Consider the following 1,373-nt stretch of genomic DNA (forward strand, 5'->3'; position numbering starts at 1 on the left):
TCCCCGCGCGCACTTCAAAAGCTCTATTCTTAACTGAATGGGGCTTTTTTGTTTTCAGAGGCTGTTTATACCCTTGAGTATCTATTTCCCAGTGAGTAATTCAGTGACCTGAAAAGCTAAGATGAATTAGGTCACGATTTAGCTTGTAAGTTATTGATTAAGTGTGTTTTATAATGGTGTAACTTGTATTCTGATGGTCTTCTTAAAGAGCAAAAACCATGAAGACACAGCACACATTTACCCTCTTGGCGATGGTCAGGAGAAACAAGCCCAATAAACTGGGAGAAGTACCTGTTATCATTAGAATTACAATCAATGGTAAGAATACTGAGATAGCCACTAAGCACTTTATTAAGCCTCACCAATGGGATACTTCGAAAGGAAAGGTAAAGGGTAAATCAGACCTGGCCAAAGCCATCAACGATACCATAGACCTGTTTAAACTAAAGGCTAAGCAGCATTATAATAAGCTTATGGAAGCAGGTAAAGACGTAGACCTGATAGCTATAAAGAATGGAGTTCTGGGTATAGAAGAAAAGCAGCCAGCCTTACTGGATGTGTTTTCCAAGCTTGTGAGAGATGTACATGCCAAGATAGGAGTGGAGTATAGCCTGAGCTGTTACAACGCCTACAGGGCCACAGAGAACCATCTTGTTACCTTTCTGGAAGAAGAATACAAGTTGCAGGACTTCAGGCTGAAAGATCTATCCTACAGGTTTATCGCTGACTTTGAGCTTTACCTGAAGACCAAAGGCAAGTGCAGACAGAATGGTGCCATCAAGCATATACAGCGGGTAAAGAAGTCAGTGAAGATAGCACTAAAGTATGATTACATCCAAAAAGACCCATTCCTCTTACACTCCATGAGCAAGGAGAAGGTCATCAGGCTCCCTTTAAATGAAGGGGAATTGAAAACCTTGGAAGCTACTCAGTTCAATGTACAGAGACTGGAGATAGTGAAGGATATGTTTCTCTTTACCTGTTACACAGGCCTAGCCTTTATTGATGCTAAGCATCTAACTAAGAAGAATATTGGCATTGGGATAGATGGGAAGGAGTGGATATTCACTGAGCGCCAGAAGACAGGGAACACCTGTGCCATACCACTTCTTCCACCAGCTAAGGCAATCCTAGAGAAGTACTCAAATCATGAAAAGGTGTTGGCCTCTGGTTACCTGTTGCCTATTCCATCCAACCAGAAGTTTAATGCTTATTTAAAGGAGATAGGGGACTTGGCAGGGTTTAGGAAGAAGCTCACTGTGCATATTGGGAGGCATACCTTTGCTACTACCATAGCCTTGCAGAATGGGGTACCCATGGAGGTAGTGAAGCAGATGCTTGGACATGATAATATAAAGACTACTCAGATTTAT

Annotated in this window: 1 protein-coding gene; it reads left to right on the forward strand. The window is 42.0% G+C overall.

All coding sequences use genetic code 11. The features are described from left to right. Positions 1–218 precede the first annotated feature (218 nt). The coding region (locus OB13_RS16865) for a site-specific integrase (protein WP_461491350.1) at positions 219–1,373 on the forward strand (1,155 nt) is incomplete at its 3' end.

The organism is Pontibacter sp. HJ8 (genome assembly GCF_054824225.1).